We start from the raw sequence: 22,561 nt of genomic DNA on the forward strand, positions 1-22,561 counted from the left end.
GCTAGAGCCGGATCAGAGCGCGATTACGCGGATCGACAGGGTGCCGTTGGCCTGGCCGTTCTCGGTGACCAGCGACACCTTGTGCGCCGCGATACCCGGCTGCGAAGCACCCGAAATCACGGTCGAGCCGGCATCCGAAAGGCGCACGGCATTGCCGTCGATCATCAGAGTCGCGCCGGCCAGCTCGGGCGAGTGATCGACCGTGACCTTGTAGCCGTTCGCGCTGTTGCAGAACTCGTGAAGCGTGCCGAGATCGACCTGGTTGCCGCCCGACGGCGCGACCATGGTGTCGAGGTTCGCACGGCAAACCACGGGGACATAACCCGAAACCGTCAGGCGATAGCCGTCCTGCGTGGTGTCGGCGAAGGCCGTCGGCGCCACTGCGAGCATCGCACCGAAAGCGGCGACCGCGCCGGCGCGGCGCACGAAGGAAGAAACGCTGTTGTTGTACTGCATGATAAGGAACTCCCGCCAGAACGGTTCCTTTTCCCTCAAAGGCAGTTGACGACGGGTTAAACCCGCCATCCGTAACCTGACGCATTGGATTCGCGAGAGCGGGTTCTGCAGTTTGCGGGGCCTGAGAGCCCTTTATCCTCCCCCCCCCGGGGGCGGGGGACCGCCGAAGGCGGTGGAGGGGAGGTAAGCGGTCAACTATCGGCTCGCTTACCTCCCCCTCCGTCGGGCTGCGCGCCACCTCCCCCTGGCGGGGGAGGATAGACGCGGAACCTACTGCCCCGGCGATGCGGAAAACGACGCGCGCCCCTGCCCCATCCCCGCCGCAAAGGCGATCCGCAACGCATCGGACAGGCTGCGGGCGTGGAGCTTGGCCATGATGTTGGCGCGGTGCACCTCGACGGTGCGCGAGCTGATGCCCAGGTCGAAGGCGATCGTCTTGTTGGGCAGCCCCCGCGCCAGGCCCTCGAGCACCTCGCGCTCGCGGCAGCTCAGGACGCCGAGCACCACCCCTGCCTCGGCGACGCGCGCGCTGTATTCCTTGCCGGCAGCGACCCTCGCGAAGGCGCGGTCGATCGCATCCTGCAGCGCGTCGGTGTCGAAGGGCTTCTCGAGGAAATCGACCGCCCCCGCCTTCATCGCCTTCACCGCCACCGACACGTCGCCATGGCCGGTCAGCACGATCACCGGCATCGTCACGCCGCGGGCGTTGAGCCGCTGCTGCACCTCCAGCCCGTCCATCTCGGGCATGCGGATGTCGAGCAGCACGCAGCCCGGCTCGGCGTGGCGGACCTCCTTCAGGAACGCGATGCCCGACGACCAGGTGCGCACGGCATAGCCCGTGGTGGTCAGGAAGAATTTCGCGCCACGGCGCACGCTCTCCTCGTCGTCGATGACGTGGACCAACGGTTTGTCATTCATTCCAGGGCCTCCGTGTCAGCACGAACCAGGGTGAATATGAAGCGGGCACCGCCATCCAGGGCGGGCTCCATCCAGATGCGGCCGCCATTGGCCTCGACGATCGTCCGGCAGATCGAGAGCCCCAGCCCCATTCCGGTCAGCTTGGTGCTGTGGAAGGCGCGGAACAGGTTCTCGGCGATCTCCGGCTGCACGCCGGGGCCGGTGTCGGCGACGATCACGCGGACGAACCCGGGCTCGTCGGGCACGGTGGAAACGGTGAGCGAGCGGCGCGGCCAGCCGGCCATCGCCTCGATCGCGTTGCGCATCAGGTTGATCAGCACCTGCTGGATCTGGATCCGATCGACCAGCACGCTGTCGGCGCCGGGATCCAGCCTGAAGCTTGCTTCCACGCCCTTTTCCCGTGCGCCGATCAGGGCCAGCTCGGATGCGTCCTCGACCAGGGTGGCCAGCGACTCGATCGTCTTCTCGACTTCGCCGCGCGCCACGAATTCGCGCAGCCGACGGACGATGCTGCCGGCACGCAGCGCCTCCTCGAATGCCTCGTCGAGCCCCTCCTCGATCATGTCGCGATTGTCGGGATCCTCCTCCCGCAGCAGGTTGCGGGCGCCGCGCACGAAGGTGACCACTGCGGTGATCGGCTGGTTGAGCTCATGCGCGAGCGTCGATGCCATCGTGCCCATCGCGCTCACCCGCGAGGCATGGATGAGCTCGGACCGGAGCGTCTCGATCCGCTCCTCGTCCGCCACCTTCTCGGTGAGATCGCGGATGAAGCCGATGAAGACGCGCCCGCCCTCGGCCACCGCCTCGCCAACCGACAGGTCCATCGGGAAGGTCGTTCCGTCATGGCGCCGGCCCAGCACGATGCCGCCGACCCCGATCATCCGCGCCTCGCCCGTCGTCAGATAGCGGCGGATATAGTCGTCATGCCGCTCCCGGTCCGGGGACGGCATCAGGCAGCTGACGTTCGCGCCGACGACATCCGCCTCGCGCATGCCGAACATCTTCTCCGCCGCGGCGCTGAACGAGAGGATCTTGCCCGCCTCGTTGATCACCACCATCGCGTCGGGCACCGCCGCCAGGATCGAGCGGAACTGCGAGGCGCTGGCCTGGAGGTGCCGCTCCGCCGCGCGCTGCTCGGTCACGTCGCGGATCACCTTGGCGAAGCCGCGGAGCGCGCCCCGCTCGTCATAGAGCGGCGTCAGCATGATATGGGCGAGGAACTCGGAGCCGTTCTTGCGGACGCACCAGTCCTCTTCCTCCAGCCCGCCCTCGGCACGCGCCTTGTCGAGATCATGCTGCGGCTTTTCGACCTCAACCGCGACATCCGGATAGAAGATCGAGCAATGCTGCCCCACCACCTCGCGCTCGCTCCAGCCCTGGATCCGCTCGGCCGCCTTGTTCCAGATCGTCACGTGGCCCTGGGGATCGAGCATGTAGATGGCGCAGCCCTCGGCGCCGTCGATCAGCAGGTTGAGCGTCTCGGCGAGATCGTCCGCCCGGCTCGCGCCGCGTTCCGCGACCTGCTCGGTGGTGCGCAGCCGCCACTGCAGGCGGATGATGTAGGACACAACGATGATGATGACCGAGGAGGCCAGCAAGAAGACGATGCGTTCGACGAGCGCCATCTGGCCGCTCGCCCAACCCGCCAGGGTAACCGCCAGGACCGAGGCGAGCGCGGCGGCAAGCGCAGGACCGGCACCGGCGAACAGGCCGGTGGCGAACACTGCCGCTGCGTAGAGCAGGAAATGTCCATAGTCGCCCAGCCAGGGCGCGAGCGCCCAGCGCAGCAACGTGGCGACAGCGACCGAGCCAACCACCACCCCGCAGGCGGCAACCAGGTCGCGCGCCGATGAACCAGGGGCATCGGCCACCGCAATCTCCCCCCGGACGATGGTGATGCGCGTGATAGCGCACCTGTCTCATCGCTCAGGTAGAAGGACGATAGCATGGAAGAAATTCATCGGAAATGGTGCAGAAACATCGTGGAAACGGAAAAATCGGGCCGTCGCGGTGCAGAAATGAGACTGATCTAGGAAGTTTCCGCGACTTGTACCTGCGACTCGACCTCGATCGGCACTGCCTTGGCAAGCACTTCCAGCAGCGAGTCGTCTCGGAACGGCTTGGGCAGCACTGCCGCGAAACCTGCCAGGATCGCCTCGGCCTGCAGGGCTTCCGAGAAGAATGCAGTGATCAGGATGGCGATACCTTGCCAGCCCCGTGCGCGCAGCGTCTGCAGCGCCGCGATCCCGTCGCAATCCGGCATCGAATACTCGACCACGACATGCGCCGTCTCCACCGAGGCGGGATCTGCCAGCGCTGTCACGGCATTGGCAAAGGAATGGACCTGATAGCCCTTGCCTTGCAGCAGCAGCTGCAATCCCCGGCGTACGGCAGCGTTGTCCTCGATGAGGAGAAGGGGCAGATTTTCCTTCCGCGACAGTAGCACGCCCTACACCCTCTCTGCAGGTTTGACGCTGGCGGGGCCGTGCGGTCTGGCGGTCCCGTCGATTGCAGCGCGGCGCGACCATATCAGTCTTCGAGGGTGGCCGAACAGACCCAAGACCATTCCAATCTGTCCCATGGTCATGCAGTCGAGCGGGCGATCGGGCACCGAAGCAATCTCCTGCAGCGGCGTGGCCCCGGCCCGGAGGCGCATCCCGCCCACCCCGGCGAAGGTCAGGCCCTTGCGAGGTCATGGGGGTGCCAACGATCGAGCGGCGGGCAGCGTCCGCCGGAGTATCACACCGAAGTTCCTGTCGGGATTGGCCGGGCGCCTGCCCGTCTTCTCCCAGCCCCCCGCCGCGGCCCGCGGCGCGTTGGCACCCTAGGTCGGATGCCCGGCGGACGGCGATTCGTAGTCTTACTTATTGGTCGGACCAAAGGTCGGTTGCGCTCGGGGCGTCGCGTCGCTCGTCATCGGCCCCGCGGGCGGCTATCGGCTGGCAAACATGCCCTGAACGTTCAACAAGGCGCGGCGTTGACTGCGTTTCACCAGGATTATGCTTTGGAAACCCTGTCGATCATCCTCTTCCTCCTCCTCGCGGTAGTGGTCAGCGGCGCGCTTGCCCGCATGCTCCCCTTCGCGGTGCCAACGCCGCTGGTGCAGATCCTGCTCGGCGCAGCGATCGGCCTGTCCACGTCGCACCGGGTGGTGCTCGATCCCGAGCTGTTCCTGTTCCTCTTCCTGCCGCCTTTGCTGTTCCTCGACGGCTGGCGCATCCCCAAGGACGAGCTGTTCAAGGACCTTCCCACCGTGGTCGAGCTCGCCCTGGGCCTGGTGCTGCTGACCGTGATCGGCATGGGGCTGCTGATCCACTGGATGATTCCGTCAATGCCGCTCGCCGTCGCCTTCGCGCTCGCCGCCGTCGTCTCGCCGACAGATCCGATCGCGGTGTCGGCGATCGCCGCGCGCGTGCCGATCCCGAAGCGGATGATGCACATCCTCGAAGGCGAATCGCTGCTCAACGACGCCTCGGGCCTGGTCTGCCTGCGCTTCGCCGTCGCCGCCGCGCTGACCGGCAGCTTCTCGGCGGGCGAGGCCGCCCTCACCTTCGCGTGGGTCGCCGGCGCTGGGCTGGTCATCGGTGTGCTCGTCACGCTGGCGGTGTCGCGCGCCAAGGCCTGGGTCACGCGGCGCTGGGGCGAGGACACCGGCTCGCAGATCTTGGTCAGCCTGCTGATCCCGTTCGGCTCGTATCTGCTTGCCGAGCATCTCCACGCCTCGGGCATCCTCGCCGCAGTGAGCGCGGGCGTGACGATGACCTTCGCGGAGATCTCGCGCCAAGCGATGGCGGTCACGCGGATGCGGCGCAACTCGGTTTGGGACACGCTCCAGTTCACCCTGAATGGCGTGATCTTCGTGCTGCTCGGCGAGCAGCTGCCCGGCATCGTCGCGGGTGCGAAGCAGACCGTGCTGCTGACCGGCCACCATTCGCCCTGGTGGCTCGGCATCTATGTCGTGGCGATCGTCGCCGGGCTCGCGGCACTGCGCTTCGCCTGGGTGTGGACGTCGCTGCGGCTCACCATCCTGCGCAAGCGCGAGGAGCTGGCGGAGCGGCGCAGCCCGAACTGGCGGCTGGTCGCGGCGACCTCGTTCGCGGGCGTGCGCGGCGCGATCACGCTGGCCGGCGTGCTGACCCTGCCGCTGGCGCTCAACGACGGATCGCCCTTCCCGGCCCGCGACCTGGCGATCTTCCTCGCCGCCGGGGTGATCATCGTGTCGCTGGTGATCGCCAGCGTCGCGCTGCCGATCCTGCTTAAGGGCCTTGTCTTGCCGCCCGAGCCTTCGCGCCAGGCCGAGGAGGACGCCGCGCGGATCGCCACCGCCGAGGCCGCGATCCGCGCGGTCGAGCGGCGCCAGCACGCGCTGGGCGAGGAACATGACGATCCGGATCTCTATGCGGGCGCCGGCACGCGCGTGATGGACTTCTATCGCGAGCGGATCGAAGGGCTGGGCGACGGGCGCGGCGGCGAGGCGCGGGCGCAGGAGCGGCTGGTCAGCGAGCTGCGACTGGTCGGCATCCAGGCCGAGCGCGCCCGCCTGCTCGAACTCGCCCGCAACCGCGCGGTGGGCAGCGAAACGGCACGCAAGCTGACCCGCGAGCTCGATCTGGCCGAGACGCGGCACCGGGGCTGAAGCAAAGATGGCGAACATCGCGCACTGCGCGGCCGCGCGGCGCACAAAAAACATGCCAGCCGGTCCCTTTGACCGCGGCTCGGCGTAAGGTTAACCATGGTTTTATTGCAATGACTTAGGAAAAATTCTTGCCGAAATTCAGCACTGGGACACCCCACCCGCCCCACTGCACCCCCCATATGGTATATTGACTTCATTTCGCACTCGGTTCTCGGGTTTTCCGGGGGGAACCAATATGCCGAGCAATACCGAGTCGTTCGCAATCTTCAGCGCTGCCGGGAAGCGGGCGCGCAAAACCAGGCGGTCGATCCGCTCGGTGACTGCCCTGAGCGGCGGCCTGGCCGCGCTGCTGATCGCGACCCCGGCCTTCGCCCAGCAAGGCGGCGCGGGTGGTTCCGGCGGTTTCGGCGGCGGCGGTGCAGGCGGCGGAGCCGGCCAGCCGGGCGGCACGGCAACCTGCTCGATCATCCCCGTCGCCGCCTGCCAGACGACGGGTGGCGCCGCCGGTACCGACCCCGGCGGGGACGGCGCCGATGGCAACGTCAATAGCGGCGGGCCCGGCGGCGGCGGCGGTGGTGGCGCCAACGGCTCCCTGGCCACGCCGATCGGCGGCAATGGCGGCAATGGCGGCAACGGACAGGCCGGCAATTACAGCACCGGCGGCGGCGGTGGCGGCAGCGGCGGCAACGGCATCGTCCTGACCGGGCTGCTGACCAACGGCGCGACCGTGACCGGCGGCAATGGCGGCAATGGCGGAGCCGCCGGCGCGACGTTCTTCTCGGGCGGCCCCGCCAATGGCGGCGCGGGCGGCGACGGCGGTACGGGCATCATCGCCAGCGCCGGCGCGGTGATCACCAACCTGTCGTCGGGCTCGATCACCGGCGGCGCCGGCGGCCTGGGCGGCGCGGGCTCGAACGGCGGCGGCCTGGCCGGGGCCGGCGGCGCGGGCGGGACCGGCATCCGCGGCGCGGACATCACGATCGAGACTGCCGGCAGCATCGCCGGCGGCACGGGCGGCGACGGCGTGACGCGCGGCTATGCGCTGCACTTCACCGGCGGCAGCAACACCCTCGGCCTGCTCGCCGGATGGAGCATCACCGGCGGCATCCAGCTCGACAGCGGCAGCAGCCTCAGCTTCGACGTGGGCGGCACCGAGACGCTGGGGAACGTGATCTCCGGCGCCGGATCGATCGCCAAGACGGGCGCCGGCACGCTGATCCTGACCGGCACCAACAGCTATTCCGGCTCCACGGCCCTGAACGGCGGCACGCTGCAGATCGACGATCCCGCGAGCATCAGCGGCGGCCCGATCGAATTGAATGCGGGCACGCTTCGCACCAACTTCGACGGCGCGCTGGGCAACAATCTCTTCTGGAACGACGGCGCGACCGGCACGCTGGCCGCGGCGACGGGCACGACGCTGACACTTACCGGCACGCTGAACTATGGCGGGGATACCGAGGTCCGGTTCGGCAGCGCCGCCGACACCGGCACGATCATCGCTTCCTTCTCCACCGGATCGGTGAGCGGCGGCCCGCCGAAGCAGGCCATCTTCGGCGGCGGAATCTTCCGGGCCGGGACCGGCTTCATGAGCTTGTCGCTCGCCAATTTCACTTCCGTGCAGATCGACGCAGGCGCGACGCTCGACATCAACGGCGTGCAGCCCGTCACGACGCTCCAGAACCTGGAAGGCGCCGGCACGCTGCAGAACGACGGCGCCACGACCCTGATCTATGGCGGCGATTTCGCCGGCACGATCACCGGCTCGCAGAACATCCTCAAGGTCGGCGGCAACACGCTGATCCTCAGCAGCGACAATGATTATAGCGGCACCACGATCGTCAATGGCGGCACGCTGCAGATCGGTGCCGGCGGCTTCACTGCGGCCAGCGGCACGCTGGGTACCGGCAACGTCACCATCGGTAGCAACACCAGCCTGGTCTTCGCCCGCGCCGACTCGTTCAGCGTGTCGAACGCGATCGACGGGGACGGGTCGGTGGTGCAAGGCGGCCTGGGGGTGCTCGAGCTGACCGGCGCCAACAGCTATACCGGCGGCACGCAGATCTTCGCGGGCCTGATCCGCTTCACCGGCAGCGGCAATTTCGGCAGCGGCAACATCACGCTGAACGGCGGCGGGCTGCAATGGGCGGCCGGCAACTCGACCGACATCTCCGCGCGCCTGGACCCGATCGGCAGCGCCGGCGGTGTCTTCGACACCAACGGCAACAACGTGCTGCTGATGAGCGCGCTCTCGGGCAGCGGGCTGACCAAGGCCGGCAGCGGCACCCTGACGCTGGCTGGCAGCAACAGCTTCACCGGCACGATCACGATCAACGACGGCACCCTGTTGCAGAGCAACGCGAACGCGCTCGCCGGCGCGGACATCGTGCTGGGCGGCGGCACGCTCGATATCGGGAACTACGACCTGTCGCTCGGCCAGGCGCTTGGCGTCACCGGCACCGGGACGATCGAATCGTCGGGCACCGGAGCCCTGACCACGATCGCCGGCGAAAGCGCGGTGTTCGGCAGCACCGGCGGCGCGATCGCGTCGGACCTAGAGATCACGGTCGCCAGCGGCAGCACGCTGAGCCTGTTCGGCAACAACGCGCTGACCGGCACCATCGCGGTGAACGGCAAGCTGGTGATCGGCGAGACCGGTGCGGCGGGCGCCTCGAACAATACCATCGGTACGGTAGGCCCGGCCAGTTCGGTGATCAGCTTCGCCGACGGCGTCGACAATGCCCCGACCATCCTGCTCGCCTCGAACGCGATGCAACTCGAAGTGTTGGGCACCGATGTCGCAACGCAGAGCGGTGCGATCACGGGGATCGCCAGCGGCTTCGGATTCGAGAAGATCGGTAGCGGCACGCTGAACATCACCGCCGTCAACGCCTATGACGGGACCACGCTGGTCACGGGCGGCACGCTGGCCTTCAACCAGCAGGGACTGAGCTTCAGCCCGCTGATCGCGATCGACAATGGCGCGGCGGTCCGGCTGCTCGAGGACGTCGATCATGATGGCGGCGTGACCATCCTGGCCAATGGCGGCACGATCGATACCGACACCTACCGCTTCACCGTGTCCGGCGCCGTCGACTACCAGGGCGAGCTGACCAAGACCGGATCGGGCACGCTGGAACTGCGCGACGAAAACGACGCGGGCACCGGCGCCGGCGGCATCAACGTCGTCGCCGGCACGCTGGCGCTGGGCAGCGATACCGCGGCGGGCACCGGCACGATCAAGCTGGCCGACGCCACCACCCTGCTCAACGCCTCGTGCGGCTGCGCCCCGCTGACGCTGACCAATGCGATCCAGATCGCGCTGGGCGGCACCGCTACGATCGACGCCGACGGCTATGAGACGGTGTTGGGCGGCAACATCACCGGCGGCAACCTGATCTTCGCCGACAGCTATGGCGGCGGCACCACCAGGCTGGCCGGCACCAACAGCTATGGCAACACGGCGGTGGGCCTGGGCGCGACGCTGATAGTCGGCGATGGCGGCACCGCCGGCACGCTCGGCACAGGCACGATCACCACCGACGGCATGCTCGCCTTCGACCGGTCGGACAGCGTCACGCTGGCCACCGCGGTAGGCGGTAGCGGGCTGCTCGGCCAGTTCGGCACCGGCACGCTGATCCTCACCGCCAGCAACAGCTATTCCGGCGGCACGCTGATCCTCAACCCCACGGGCACGATCCAGGTGGGCGATGGCGGCACCACCGGCACGCTCGGCACCGGCGACATCGTCATCGGCGGCGGCACGCTGGTCTTCAACCGCTCGGACGACCTTGTCGTCGCGGACCAGATCGCCGGCGACGGCCTGATCACCAAGCTCGGCGCGGGCACGCTGACGCTGAACGGGGACAACCTCAATGGCCTGTCCGGCCCCTATGTCGGCGCGATCTCGGTCCAGGCCGGCACGCTGGCGGTGGGCGAATTCGGGCTCGGCGCCAGCCAGATGGTCGATATCGACAATGGCGCGACGCTGAAGGCGATCAAGAACGCCTATGCCGGCGACATGACGATCCTGTCGGGCGGCGGCACGATCGACACCGGCAACTTCACCTTCGAGCTGCTCGGCTCGATCGACTTCCAGGGCGCGCTGACCAAGACCGGATCGGGCACGCTGCTGATCGACGACACGTTCGAGGAAGGCCTGGGCGCCGGCGGGATCAACGTCACCGCCGGCACGCTCGGCCTGGGCAGCGACTATGCGGGCGGCACCGGCCTGATCAAGCTGGCGAACGGCACCACCCTGCTCAACGCGGCCTGCGGCTGCACCCGCCTCGACATCGACAACGAGATCCAGGTCGCGCTGGGCGGCGCGGCGACCTTCGACGGCGGCGGCAATAACACCGACCTGAACGGCGCGATCAGCGGCGGCGATGTGCATTTCACCACCAGCCTCTCGGCACCGTTCGCGGGGAGCATCTTCCGGCTCAACGGCGCAAACAGCTATGGCGCGACGCGGATCGGCCCCAATGTCGCGCTGATCGTCTATGACGGCACGCTGGGCACCGGTGACGTCACCTTCGACGCAGCGCCTTCGGACCCGACCACGCCCGCCGCGCTCGTCTTCCAGAACGACACCGACTACAGCTATGGCGGCAAGATCATCGGCGCGGGCATCGTCAGCGTCGAGACCGATTCCAACGCCTCGGTCACGCTGACCGGCTCGAACAGCGCCACCGAGAATTTCACCGGCGCGGTGGAAGTGCTCAGCGGCCGGCTGGTGATCAACGGCAGCTTCGGCGACGTGGTCAACAACAGCGCGACGCTGCTGGTCGACGACAGCTGCTTCTGCGGCGGCACCGCACCGTCGCTGGGCGGCAGCGGCGTCTTCCATGGCAGTGTCGAGCTGGGCAATACCCAGCTCAACCCCGGCAACAGCCCGGGCACGCTGGTCATCGCCGGCAATTTGACGCTCGGCGCGGGCACGATCCTCAACTTCGAGCTGGGCGAGCCCGGCACGCCGGGCGGGGCGAACAACGACCTGGTCACGGTGGGCGGCAACCTGACGCTCGACGGCACGCTCAACACCATCGCCTGGGGCGCGGGCTATGGCCCCGGCTATTACCGGCTGTTCAACTATGGCGGCACGCTGACCGACAACGAGCTGCTGATCGGCTCGATCGCCGGCGGCCTCGACGCGACGGTGCTGACCAACATCAACGGCCAGGTGAATGTGCGCCTGGGCGGCGCGCAGGCGGTGCAATATTGGGATGGCAGCGATGCCGGCGCCAGCGCAGCGGCCGGCGGCAATGGCGGATCGGGCACCTGGCACGCCGCGAACACCAACTGGACCGGGCCGACCGGCTACGCGATCAACGACAGCTGGAAGAGCCAGGTCGGCGTGTTCGCCGGCGCGGCCGGCGGCACCGTCACCGTCGAGGGCACCCAGGCTTTCGAGGAGCTGCGCTTCGAGACCGACGGCTATGTGCTGAGCCCGTCGGATGCCAGCGCGCGGCTGAACACCACCGGCGGCTTCTCGATCATCGACGTCGCGAGCGGCATCACCGCCGATATCGGCGTGGTCATCCAGGGCGGCGCGGGCCTGAACAAGACCGGCGCGGGCACGCTGATCCTCTCCGCCGCCAACACCTATAGCGGCGCCACCGATGTGGCGGCGGGCACGCTGCGGCTGGGGATCAACAACGCGATCGCGAACCAGTCGGCGCTCAACGTCCAGGCCGGCGCGACCTTCGACCTCGACGGCTTCCAGACCCAGATCGGCTCGATCGCGGGTGCGGGCGCCATTACGCTGGGCGGCGGCCGGCTCGACACCGGCTACAACAATATATCGACGCTGTTCGGCGGCACGGTCACGGGCGCCGATGGCAGCGAATCGACCTTCACCAAGAACGGCAACGGCACGCTTAGCCTGGCCGGCAGCATCGCGCTGGGCAATGGCGGGGGAGCGTTGAAGTCCTTCGCCCAGGTCAATGCCGGCACGCTGGAGATCACCGGCACCGGCAGCCTGAGCGCCGACCTGATCCAGAACTTCTCTATGATCGAGAACAGCGGCACGATCACCGCCTTCGTTACCTTCCAGACCTTCGGCACGGTGGTCAACGCGGCCACCGGCGTGATCAACGGCCAGACCCAGAATTTCGGCAGCTTCGACAATTACGGGACGATGAGCGGGCTGCAGTCGCTCGGCGGCACCGCGGTCAACCACGGCGTGATCAACGGCAGTGTCCAGACCTTCAGCAGCTTCACCAGCACGGGCATCATCAACGGTGCGCTCGGCAATTTCGGCACGGCGACGATCGCCAACCAGGTCAATGGCGAGCTCTCCAACCAGCAGGTGGGCGCCACGATCACGCTCAGCGGCGCGGTGACCGGCATCACCAACTATTTCGGTTCCTCCGGAACGCTGCTCGATCTCGCGGACTTCGACACGGCGATCGGCGCGCTCAACGGCAATGGGGGCACGGTCCAGCTGGGCACGGCCCGGCTGACGGTGAACAATGCCGCCTACTCCACCTTCGACGGCGTGGTCACCGGCAGTGGCGGGCTGACCAAGACGGGCATTGGCGAGCTGCGGCTGAACGGCGCCAGCGACTACAGCGGCACCACGCTGATCAGCGGCGGGATACTCGTGCTGGGCGAAGGCGGTGCGATCGGCGCGGGGACCGTCACCAACAATGCGGCGCTGGGCTTCGACGGCGCGCTCGACCGGACCTTCGCCAACACGATCCAGGGCAATGGCGCGCTGGTCAAGACGGGCAGCGGCCTGCTGGTGCTGACCGGGACGAACGGGTCGTTCTCGGGCACGGTCGACGTGCAGGGCGGCGCGCTCGGCTTCGACAAGGGCCAGGCGCTGGGCAGCGGCGCGGTGACGCTGGGCGCCGGCACCTTCCTGCGCAACCTCCAGGGCGTAACCGCGATCACGCTGGCCAATGCCATCCAGGGCACCGGCACGGTGACGCTGCAGGGCGTGGACGGCGCGAACACGACCTTTGGCGGCGCGATCAGCGGCGGCACGGTGCGGTTCGGCCTGTCGGGCGGCGGGTCCACTGCCTTCACTTTGGCCGCAGCCAACAGCTATGGCGATACGCGGATCGGCGGCGGCGTGGCGCTGACCGTCGGCGCGGGCGGCACGCTCGGCACCGGCGATACGGTGTTCGAGGCGAACCCGATCCCTTCGTCGCTGACCTTCGCCAATGCGACCAACTACAGCTATGCCGGGGTGATCTCGGGCAGCGGCTCGATCGTGGTGGACACGGCGGCGGGCGCCTCGGTCACGCTGACCGGCTCGAACGGCAGCGGCACGGACTTCACCGGCGCGGTGACCGTCGATGCCGGCAAGCTGGTGATCAACGGCGCGTTCGGCGACGTGGCGAACAACGCCGCCAACCTGACGCTGAACGGCGGCACGCTGGCGGGCAGCGGCACCTTCCACGGCGACGTGACCGTGGGCAATGCCGCGCTCAATCCGGGCAACAGCCCCGGCACGCTCAACATCGGCGGCAGCCTGACGCTCGGCGCGGGGACGATCCTCAATTTCGAGCTGGGCGAGGCCGGCACGGTCGGCGGGGCCAATAACGACCTGGTCAATATCGGCGGCAACCTGACGCTGGACGGCACGCTCAACGTCCTCGCCCAGCCGAGCTTCGGCGAGGGCTATTACCGGCTGTTCAACTATGGCGGGACGCTGACCGACAACGGACTGGCGCTCGGCGCGCTGCCGGCGGGCTATACCCCCACCCTGCTCACCAACATCGCAGGCCAAGTGAACATCCTGTTCGCCAGCAGCCCCCAGGCGATCCAGTATTGGGACGGCAGCGACCTGACCGGCGCCTCGACCGCGACCGGCGGCGACGGCGGCGCAGGCATCTGGAGCACGGGCGGCACCAACTGGACCGCCCCGACCGGCTATGGCGTCAACGATGCCTGGCGCGGGCAGGTCGCGGTGTTCGGCGGCGGTGCCGGCGGCAACGTCACCGTGCAGGGCACCCAGGCGTTCCAGGAGCTGCGCTTCACCACCAGCGACTATGTGATCGCTGGCGCGACCGCGGCGGACGGGCTGGCGACGACGGGCGGCTTCTCGGTGATCGACGTCTCGGGCGGCGTATCGGCGACGATCGCTGCGGCCATCTCGGGCGCGGGCGGGCTGACCAAGACCGGTACGGGCACACTCAGCCTGGGCGGGGCGAACAGCTATGCCGGCACGACCACGGTCGCGGCCGGGCAGCTCGACCTGCTGGCGGGCGGCTCGCTCGCCGGCGGGGTGGTCAACCAGGCGGTCTTCACCAATGCCGGCACCGTGACCGGCGCGGTGCAGAACGACGCGACGCTGACCAGCACTGGCACGCTCGCCGGCGGGCTGGCCAACAACGGCACCGCGACGCTGGCCGGCACGGTCGGCACCGGCATCGTCAACAATGGCGCGGTGACCTTCAGCGGCACCGCCACGGTCGCGGCGCTCCAGCAGGTCGCCACGGGTACCTTCGACCTGGCCGGCTTCGGCGTGTCGCTCGGCACGCTCACCGGATCGGGCACGATCACCCTGGGCGGCGGCGCGCTGAGCGTGGGCGCGGGCAACGGCAACTCGTCCTTCGCCGGCACGATCTCGGGCGCGGGCACGCTGACCAAGGCCGGGACCGGCACGCTGGTGCTGACCGGCACGACCACCCCGACCGGCGGGACGACGATCGCAGGCGGCACGCTCCAGATCGGCGCGGGCGGCACCACCGGCTCGCTCTCGGGCGCGATCGCCAACAATGGCGTGCTGATCCTCAACCGCAGCGACGCGGTGACCTTCGCCAACGCGATGACGGGCAGCGGCGGCTTCGTCCAGGCGGGCAGCGGCACCACCACGCTGACCGGCGCCAACAGCTATGGCGGCGGCACGATCGCCGCCGCCGGCAGGCTGCGCGGCGACACCGCCTCGCTGCAGGGCGCGATCCGGATCGACGCTGCCCTGGAGTTCGCCCAGTCCGGCGCCGGCACCTATGCCGGCAGCCTGTCGGGCGCAGGCCTGCTCGAGAAGAGCGGCACGGGCAATCTGAGCTTCACCGGTGACAGCTCGGCCTTCACCGGCGCGACCAGCGTGCTTGCCGGGCGGCTGGCGATCAACGGCCTGCTCTCGCGCTCGGTCGTCACCGTGAGCAACGGCGCGACGCTGGGCGGCACCGGCACGGTGGGCGGGCTCGTCGTGCAGAGCGGCGCAACGATCGCACCGGGCAACAGCGTCGGCACGCTGAATGTCGCCGGCAATGTGCTGTTCCAGGCCGGCTCGCTATTCGCGGCCGAGGTCCAGGCCAGCGGCGCCGACCGGATCCAGGCGAGCGGCAGCGCGCAGTTGAACGGCACGCTGCAGATCCTCAACCTGGGCGGCAATTATGCGATGAACAGCAGCTTCGTGCTGCTCCACGCCGATGCCGGGGTGAGCGGGACCTTCACCGTCAGCGGGCTCAACAGCTTCGGCCTCGCCTTCCGGCCGAAGATTATCTACACCGCCAACGAGGTTCAGCTGTTCCTCGCGCCGAACCAGCTCTCTGCGGTCCTCGGCACCGGGGTTCCGCTCAGCTACAACCAGCTGAGCACGATCACCCGCCTCGATACCGCGGTGATGAGCGGCAACTACGACCCGACGCCGCTGAGCGCCCTCTACAGCCTCGCCCCCGCCGCGATCCCGGCGGCGCTCGACCAGCTTTCGGGCGAAATCTATGCCGACGCCACCCGCGCTGCGCTGGAGGACGAGCGCATCGTGCGCGAAGCGGTGATCGGCCGGCTGGCCGCGGCGGCCGATGCCGGGCTCTCGGGCAATGGCGGCTGGGGCCAGGTGATCGGCAGCTGGGGCAGCGTGGACAGCGACGGCAACGCCGCCGGCTATGACGTCGAGCGCACCGGCATGATCCTGGGCATGGACGCGGGCGCGGCGACCGAGGACGGCTCGTGGCGCGCCGGCGTGATGGGCCATTATACGCGCATCACCGTGCCGGCCACCGCACGCGGCAGCCGCGCCACGATCGACCGGACCGGCGGCGGCTTCTATGCGGGCGCCGCGATCAACGGCTGGCGCTTCCGCGCCGGCGCCTCGCTCGCGCTGCTCGACCTCAAGGCCCGGCGCCAGATCGTCGTGCCGGGCTTCACCGCCAGCGAGCGCGGCAAGGTGCAGGGCGTGATGCTCCAGACCCTTGCCGAACTGAGCTACCGGATCGAGACCGGCGCGCACGGCTTTGTCGAGCCCTATCTGGCCGGCAGCGTCAGCCGGGTGCGGTTCGGCCGCTTCGCCGAGACCAGCGGCCCGGTTGCGCTCATCGTGCGCGACCAGAAGAGCGTGCTGGGCATTGCCGAGCTGGGCCTGCGCGGCGAGGTCCCGCTGGCCGGCGGCGACACCGGCGGCGTGCGGCTGGGCGGCAATGTCGGCCTGCGCACCGCCTTTGGCGACCGCGCCGCCAATCCGCTCATCGCTCTGACCGCGGCGGCGGACCAGGCGTTCACCGTCCGCTCGGCGGAGATCGACCGTTTCGCGGCGGCGGCGAACCTCAACCTCATCGTCGACCTCAGCGACAGGCTCGACCTGCGCATCGGATATAGCGGCATGCTGGGCAGCGGGGTGCGCGAGCATGGCGGCCGGGCGACGCTGAGCCTGAAGTTCTGATCCGGAAAGGGGGCGCGAGCCAGCCGTCGGCATGGCGGCGCTCGCCCCCCGGAGCGTATCGATATTCAGCTTTTCAGTTCCCCGGCGAAAGCCGGGGCCCAGGGTCACAAGCGATACGGCAGAGAAACCCTGGACCCGGCTTTCGCCGGGGAGCAGCTAAACCACCCGCTGCACCTGGATGCTGCATGCCCCCTCGCACGAACCGGTCCGTAACGGGCCGGTCGGGCGGACGACCCGTTGCAATAAGGAAATTCGCCGGTCAGGTATCTGAAGGTGCGGACAACAGAATCCGCACGAGAAGAACGAAGACCAGGAGAGATCCGACGAAGAAGGGGGCGAACTTCGAGCGCCGCCGCCTGAGGGCGATCTGGGTGGCAGAAACGGTGATCCCGTACGAGGGCACAGTACGGGCTTGGCTTGCCCGTGCCCGTGTCTCGGAGGAGGACATCGATGACATCGTTCAGGAAGCCTATTGCCGCCTCGCCGCGCTCGACACGGTCGATCATATCACGCGGCCCGGCGCCTATTTCTTCTCGATCGTCCGCAATCTCCTGCTGCAGCGGATCAAGCGCAGCCGGATCGTGTCGATCGACATGATCGCCGAGATCGAAACCTATGCGATCGACGACAGCCCCTCGCCCGAACGCGAGGCGGCGGGTCGGCTCGACTATGCCCGGCTGCGCGCGATCATGGCGGGACTTCCCGAGCGCTGCCGCCGCATCGTCGAGATGCGCAAGATCGAGGGCATTTCCCAGAAGGAGATCGCCAGGCGCGTCGGCGTGACCGAAAGCGTGGTCGAGAATGACGTCTATCACGGCGTCCAGACGATCCTGCGGATCTGGCGCGACGAGGACAGCCGGGTGACTGCGTGGCTGAACGGCACGCAGACCGGCAAGCCGCGCATCGATGCGGGGCGCCGGTCATGACGCACCAGAGCGCCCGCGAGATTCAGGACGAGGCCGCGCGCTGGGTGGCGCGGATGGACGGCGCCGAATGGAGCGAGGCGGACGAGGCCGAGCTTGCGCGCTGGCTCGACGTCGATCCCCGGCGGCAGGGCGCGCTGCTCCAGGCGCAGGCGGCCTGGGCGACGCTCGACGAACTGGCGACGGCTTCCAACGACGACGATGCGGACGGCCGCGTCGCCCAGCCCGGCAGGCGGCGCTTCCTGATCGGCGGCGGCGCGGCGCTCGCCGCATCGGTCGCGGGGAGCGCGTTCCTGATCGGCCAGGGCGCACGCTACGGCACCGAAGTCGGCGAGATCCGCCGCGTGCCGCTCGCCGACGGATCGACCATGGTGATCAACACCGCGAGCCAGGCGACGGTTGACCTGGAAAAGGCGCGCCGGCTCGTCCGGATCCGGCAGGGCGAATTGTGGTTCCAGGTCGCCAAGGATGCGAAGCGCCCCTTCCTGGTGGAAGCCGGGCGGATCCGCGTGCAGGCGGTGGGCACGGCCTTCGCCGTGCGGCGGCGCGAAGCGGGCGCCGACATCTTCGTGACCGAAGGCGTGGTAGAGGCCTGGGCGGAAGACGCCACGGCACCGCACATCCGCATCGCGGCCGGCGAACATGCATTCGTCGCCGACAATGCCGCGGTGCTGCGCAGCCCGGCCAGTGCGACCTCGGTCTATCGCGCGCTCGCCTGGCGGGAAGGCAAGATCGATCTTGCCGGCGTGTCGCTCGCTGACGCCGCGGCCGAGTTCAACCGCTATAATCACCGCCAGCTCGTCATCGTCGATCCGAACATCGGCAAGGAGAGCTTTGACGGCACACTGCGCACCGACGACCTCGAGGGCTTCGCGATGGCGGTCCATGAGAGCCTCGGCGTGCCGATCGACCTGAGCGACCCGAACGAGATCCGCGTCGGCCGGCCGCGAAAATAGAAAAAGGAAAAATGTCCCCGCCGACTCTTGTGGGATGACGGGCGAAAAAGCCCGCAAGGGAGAGGGATAGCATGGGCATTGTGAGGGGGCGGGCCGCCTTGTTGGGGGCGACCGCGTGCGTTTTCGTGATGGTGGCGCCGCCGGCTTCGGCGCAGAAGCGCAGCTTCGACGTATCGGCACAGGCGGCGGAAACCGGGATCGTCGCGCTCGGCCATCAGGCCGACATCCAGATCATCGCCGCCCGCAAATATACCAGGGGCAAGCGCACCGCGCCGGTGCGCGGCGAGATGGGGATCGACCAGGCGCTCCGTTCGCTGCTCCAGGGCACCGGGCTGGTCGCACGCCAGACGGGCGCCAAGACCTATGTCGTCGTTCCCGCGGCCGGGGCCGTCGCCACCACCTCGAGCACCGCGCCCCTGCCCACTCCCGCCCCGGCGGCCGGCCAGAGCAACACCGGCAGGCCAGCCGCGCAGGATGATGCGCCGACCGAGATCATCGTCACCGCGCAGAAGCGCGAGGAATCGATCCGCAACGTGCCGATCGCCGTTTCGGCATTCTCCGCCGAAGCGCTGAACGACAAGAAGATCGAGGGCGGTTCCGAACTGCTGCGCGCGGTGCCGAACGTCACCTTCTCGAAGAGCAATTTCAGCATGTACAATTTCTCGATCCGCGGGATCGGGACGAAGGCGGTCTCCGCCTCGAGCGACCCGGCGGTCGCGGTAAGCTTCAACAATACCCCGCTGGTGCGCAACCGGCTGTTCGAATCCGAATTCTTCGACCTCCAGCGCGTCGAGGTGCTGCGCGGACCCCAGGGCACGCTCTATGGCCGCAACGCCACCGCCGGCGTGGTCAACGTGCTGCCGGCGCTGCCCGACGAGGACCTTGCCGCCGAGCTGAAGCTGGAGGGCGGCAATTTCGGCTCGATGCGGGCGCAGGGCATGGTCAACGTGCCGATCGGCGATACGCTGGGCATCCGCGTCGCGGGCGCGTGGACCAGCCGCGAGGGCTTCGACTACAACAGCTTCACCGGGCGCGACGTCAATGGCCGCAACCTGTGGTCGACGCGCGCGATCGTCCAGTGGAAGCCGAGCGACCGGTTCCGCGCCAACCTGATCTGGCAGCATTTCGAGGAGAATGACGACCGGGCGCGGACCGGCAAGCAGCTCTGCACGCCCGATCCGGGGCCGACCTCGGTGGGTGGCGTGGCGGTGACCGATCCGCTCACCCGCGGGCGGCTGAGCCAGGGTTGCCTGCCCGGCTCACTCTATGACGATGCCGCCTATGGCGCGCCCAACGGCAATGCCCTGTCCTATGTGCTGGTGCCCAACACGATCTCGATCGGCAACGATCCGGTCACCCGCCGTGCCGTGACCGTGGTCAAGCCGGGCGACCCGTTCGCGGGCGTGGTGCAATCGCGCAACCTGCGCGAGATCGCGACGAGCTATGACCCCGTCTTCCGGGCGCGGAACGACCTGGTGCAGCTCAACCTCGAGTTCAAGCCGTCGGACGGACTGAAGCTGGTGTCGCAGACCGCCTATGCGCGCGATCGCTTCTATTCGACGCAGGACTATAACCGCTTCGTATCGGCGCCGATCTTCAACGATTCCACCCAGCCGCTGCTGAGCTCGCTCAACCGGCCGATCGATCCGGTCGCCTTTCCGGGGCCGACGCCGGGCGGCAAATATTGCGATCCGCAGCTGGGCTGCTCGGACCGGCTGCTCTCCGCCGATCTCAGCCGGTCGGCGAACCGGCAATGGTCACAGGAAATTCGCCTTCAGTCCGACTTCAACGGCCCAATCAACTTCAATATCGGCGCCAATTACCTCGATTTCAAATCGCAGGATGACTATTACGTCTTCAATAATCTCTTCACGTTGATTGCCGAATACTTCTACGGCGCTTCGATCGTGAACGGAGTCCGGGTCAAGAGCGTCTGCCCGCTGGGCAGCGAGGCTCGGGAATGCGTCTATGTCGATCCCAACCCGATCGGCAGCCTGAACGACCAGGGCCATAACTATTTCCTGAGTAAGAACGGGATCCGGATCAAATCCTCCGCGGCGTTCGGCGAGCTCTACTGGAACCTGTCGAGCAACCTGAAGTTCACCGCCGGCCTGCGCTATACCCAGGACAAGAAGGTCTCGACCCAGATCCCGAGCCAGCTGCTGCTCGGCGGCGGGACCCAGTCGCCACTGCCCGGCCAGAACACCGGCGGGCGCGTGAACAGCGGCTATCCCGCGCTGCCCGACATCGAGCAGCAGTGGAAGGAATTCACCGGCCGCGCGGTCATCGACTGGAAGCCCGACCTCGGCTTCACCGACAGCACGCTGATCTATGCCTCGGCCGCGCGCGGCTACAAGGGCGGCGGCGCCAACCCACCGCGCGTCGATATCAACCCGGCCATCGTCCAGTACCAGCCGCTGGCGCAGACCTTTCGCCCCGAATATCTCAACGCCTTCGAGATCGGGACGAAGAACGGCTTCGACGGCGGGCGCATCACGCTGAACGCCACGGCCTTCTATTACGACTACAAGGACTATCAGATCTCGCAGATCGTCGATCGCATCGCGTTCAACGAGAATTTCAACGCGACGAGCTGGGGCCTGGAGTTCGAGGCAGCGTGGCGGCCGTCACGCGCCTTTCGGATGGATGCCAATCTCGGCTATCTGCGCACCCGGCTCAAGGACGGCTCCCAGTCGATCGACGTGATGGACCGCACCCAGGGCAATCCGGACTGGGTGGTGCTGCGCCCCTGGCTGCAGGCGCCGTCGAACTGCGTCGCGCCGCGGGTGTTCGTGGAGCGGGTGCTGCGCTCGCCGGCGGCCCTCCAGAATCTCGCGCTTTCAGCACTCTGCCCCGGATCGAACCGGCTCGGCTCGTACAATCCGGGCTTCCCCGGCGGCACGCCCTATTACGCGCTGATGGGCTTCACCTATGACCCGTCGGCGCCCTACAATCCCGCCACGGTCGGGCTGAACATCGCCCAGGGCGGCAGCGGTGCGCCCAATGGCGGCCGCGGCTTCGCTGCCGATCTTTCCGGCAACGAGCTGCCCAACTCGCCGCGGTTCACCTTCAATGTCGGCGCGCAATACACCTTCTTTCTCCATGGCAGAGACTGGGAACTCACCTTTCGCGGGGACTATTACCGCCAGTCGAAGAGCTTCGCCCGCATATACAATACCGAATATGACCGGCTAAAAGGCTGGAACAACGTGAATACCGCCGTGACGCTCTCGCGTCCGAAGTCGGATCTTACTTTCCAGATCTATGTGAAGAACCTCTTCAACGACGCGCCGATCACGGATTTCTTCACCAACGCCGACGACACCGGCCTGAGCGCAAACATTTTCACGCTTGATCCCCGGATCATCGGGTTCAGCATGTCGAAGCGATTCTAATAAAACTCAGATAGTTGAATATTATTGAACCGAATCCATAGTATTAATCCAAGATTCATATTGTATTGAATCACTTGAGAACTATCATTGTCATACGATATCGAGTCGATTCTCTAGATATCGACTTGGCATCGTGCAAACTCCATAATGAAATACATATAGGAGAGAGAGCATGATTAAGGTTCTTAGCACCGCCGTGGCCGCGCTTGCCTTCATGGCTTCGCAAACTGCCTATGCCCAGACGTTCGCGTCCACCCCGGGCACCTATGTCTTCTCGGGCGGCGGCGTCCTGGTGCAGAAGGGCAGCGGCCCGCTGCTGTCGTGCGACCTGAGCGTCACGATCGTGAACAACGGCTCCACCATCACCGCCACGCCGAGCCTCACCGGCTTTTTCGGCTTCTGCAACACGGTGGTGTTCACCGGCGCGCCGTATAACGTCGTCGTCTCGGGCGCGAACGTGACCTTCCAGAACGTCTATGCCGACACGACGATCACCCCGGGCGATTGCGCCGGCGACATCACCGCGACCTGGTCCGCCGGTCCGCCCGAGAACCTGACCGTCAGCACCACGCTTCCCGAAGTCGGCGCCGGCACCGGTGACTGCACCATCTCGGGCAACATCTCCCTCTGAAGTAATGCGGCGAGCGTACGGTAATCGTGCG

General features: G+C 67.8%; 10 protein-coding genes. 6 read left to right on the forward strand and 4 right to left on the reverse strand.

Annotated elements, in window-relative coordinates; genetic code table 11:
• Positions 1-12: 12 nt before the first annotated feature.
• The 4 genes from ACEN8G_RS14830 to ACEN8G_RS14845 all read right to left on the reverse strand — a co-directional run bounded on the left by ACEN8G_RS14830 (position 13) and on the right by ACEN8G_RS14845 (position 3,820).
• Positions 13-456 carry a hypothetical protein gene (locus tag ACEN8G_RS14830; protein WP_413415811.1) on the reverse strand — a complete coding sequence of 148 codons (444 nt, stop codon included), beginning with the start codon at positions 454-456 and terminating at the stop codon, positions 13-15.
• Between the two features lie 270 nt (positions 457-726).
• On the reverse strand, positions 727-1,374 hold the full coding sequence (locus tag ACEN8G_RS14835) for a response regulator transcription factor (RefSeq protein WP_413418841.1): 648 nt from the start codon (positions 1,372-1,374) through the stop codon (positions 727-729).
• Entirely contained in the window at positions 1,371-3,245 is a 1,875-nt protein-coding gene (locus ACEN8G_RS14840; protein WP_413418843.1) for a PAS domain S-box protein, read from the reverse strand. Before ACEN8G_RS14840 ends, ACEN8G_RS14835 begins: the two co-directional genes overlap by 4 nt.
• Before the next feature lie 158 nt (positions 3,246-3,403).
• On the reverse strand, positions 3,404-3,820 hold the full coding sequence (locus ACEN8G_RS14845; RefSeq protein ID WP_413418845.1) for a response regulator: 417 nt from the start codon (positions 3,818-3,820) through the stop codon (positions 3,404-3,406).
• Positions 3,821-4,378: 558 nt separating this feature from the next.
• On the opposite strand from ACEN8G_RS14845, the gene ACEN8G_RS14850 reads away from it, so the two are divergent.
• From ACEN8G_RS14850 to ACEN8G_RS14875, 6 genes are all read left to right on the forward strand, one after another.
• The gene (locus ACEN8G_RS14850; protein ID WP_413418847.1) at positions 4,379-6,010 is read left to right on the forward strand and encodes a Na+/H+ antiporter; all 1,632 of its coding nucleotides are present in this window, start codon (positions 4,379-4,381) and stop codon (positions 6,008-6,010) included.
• Between the two features lie 316 nt (positions 6,011-6,326).
• On the forward strand, positions 6,327-16,625 hold the full coding sequence (locus tag ACEN8G_RS14855; protein WP_413740609.1) for an autotransporter-associated beta strand repeat-containing protein: 10,299 nt from the start codon (positions 6,327-6,329) through the stop codon (positions 16,623-16,625).
• A gap of 371 nt (positions 16,626-16,996) precedes the next feature.
• The gene (locus tag ACEN8G_RS14860; RefSeq protein WP_413414202.1) at positions 16,997-17,551 is read left to right on the forward strand and encodes an RNA polymerase sigma factor; all 555 of its coding nucleotides are present in this window, start codon (positions 16,997-16,999) and stop codon (positions 17,549-17,551) included.
• A complete protein-coding gene (locus ACEN8G_RS14865) occupies positions 17,548-18,504 on the forward strand; it encodes a FecR family protein (RefSeq protein WP_413740610.1) in 957 nt (318 codons plus the stop codon). Before ACEN8G_RS14860 ends, ACEN8G_RS14865 begins: the two co-directional genes overlap by 4 nt.
• A 101-nt stretch (positions 18,505-18,605) precedes the next feature.
• Positions 18,606-21,899, forward strand: coding sequence for a TonB-dependent receptor domain-containing protein (locus ACEN8G_RS14870; protein WP_413740611.1), 3,294 nt, complete (start codon positions 18,606-18,608; stop codon positions 21,897-21,899).
• 172 nt (positions 21,900-22,071) lie between these two features.
• The gene (locus ACEN8G_RS14875; RefSeq protein WP_413414204.1) at positions 22,072-22,530 is read left to right on the forward strand and encodes a hypothetical protein; all 459 of its coding nucleotides are present in this window, start codon (positions 22,072-22,074) and stop codon (positions 22,528-22,530) included.
• Positions 22,531-22,561: the final 31 nt, after the last annotated feature.

The sequence above is a fragment of the Sphingomonas sp. Sphisp66 genome (assembly GCF_047324325.1).
Classification (GTDB): domain Bacteria; phylum Pseudomonadota; class Alphaproteobacteria; order Sphingomonadales; family Sphingomonadaceae; genus Sphingomonas.